1 protein-coding gene and 1 pseudogene are annotated in these 1,249 nt (G+C 72.6%); both read left to right on the forward strand.

Going from position 1 to position 1,249, the window contains the following annotated elements:
- A pseudogene (locus GL263_RS26765) lies at positions 1-477 on the forward strand (hypothetical protein); the annotation flags it as partial.
- A 22-nt stretch (positions 478-499) separates the two neighbouring features.
- Positions 500-1,249: DUF3558 domain-containing protein (locus GL263_RS26770; RefSeq protein WP_182858315.1), on the forward strand; the 750-nt coding region annotated here is incomplete at its 3' end.

Consider the following 1,249-nt stretch of genomic DNA (forward strand, 5'->3'; position numbering starts at 1 on the left):
CCCGAGGACACCCCCTCCAAGGGCGCCGACCCCGACGGCGACACGCCGGAGAACCCGGACGAGGAGCCGACGCCCGGCGACAAGGAGGCGGACGGAACGGCCCCGGGCGGCGACGACGGCAAGCCCGGGGCCAGCAGGCCGCAGGGTGCCGCCACCCCGGCCACCGCCTCCCCCACGGCGTCCGACCCGGCCACCTCGCCCACCGCGCCCGACCCGGCCGCCTCGTCCGCCGACCCCGCGCTCGCGCCGCGCCCTCTGCCGGGCATCGGCGACGCCGCCTACCTCAACGACCGACTCGTGACCGCCGACGCGGGCCTGCACCGGGACATCACCGTCGTCTTCCGCGCCGGGAACGTCCTCGTGACCGTCGAGTACAACGAGTGGTCCAACGACAAGCGCCGCATCCCGGGCAGCGAGGAACTACAGGAGAAGGCCCAGAAGCTCGCCAAGCAGCTCGCCGCGCGCCTCGACAGCTGACCCGACCGAAAGCGAAGAACCAGTGAACGACTCCACCCACACCGCCCACCGGGACTCCACCGCCACCCCGGCCCGCCCGGCCCACGACGTGCGCCGCCGGACGCCTCTGCGGGCGTTGGCCGCGCTCGCCGTGCCGGTGGTGTTCGTCGCCGCGTGCTCCGGCTCCGACGACCCGAAGGAGGGCGCGCCGGACGACAAGGCCGCCGGCGCGTCCGCCAGTCCGTCGGTCGAGCCCAAGCCGGAACCGGTCACCCACTCGTCGCTGCCCAAGCCGTGTGACACGCTCGCCGAGAAGACGGTCAAGGACGTCGTCCCGGGCGCCGAGTCCGGCAAGGTCCTGAACTCCGAGGACCAGGACAGCTACGGCACCTGCCTGTGGACGGGCCTGGACGAGTACGACTACCGCGCGCTGTCCGTGGCGCTGCGCCGCTTCGAATCCGACATCACGCTGGGCAGCGGCGGCAAGCGCGCCGCCGAACACGCCGAGAAGCAGCGCGACGCGGTCGCCGCGAACGAGGACAACAAGAACGTCGAGGAGTCCGAGCTGGCCGGCGTCGGCGACTCCGCCACCGGCATCGCCTACGAGACGAAGAAGAAGGACGGCAAGAAGTCCGAGGACTACCGGGAACACCGGGTCGTCGTCGTCAGCGACAACGTCGTGATCACCGTCGACTACTCCGGCGCCGGCTTCGAGGACGCCAAGACGCCCAGCGCCGACACGATCCGCGAAGGCGCCGAGAAGGCCGCCAAGGAAGCCCTCGCCGCCCTGAAG

This window comes from Streptomyces durbertensis (assembly GCF_014156695.1).
In the GTDB taxonomy this organism is placed as follows: domain Bacteria; phylum Actinomycetota; class Actinomycetes; order Streptomycetales; family Streptomycetaceae; genus Streptomyces; species Streptomyces durbertensis.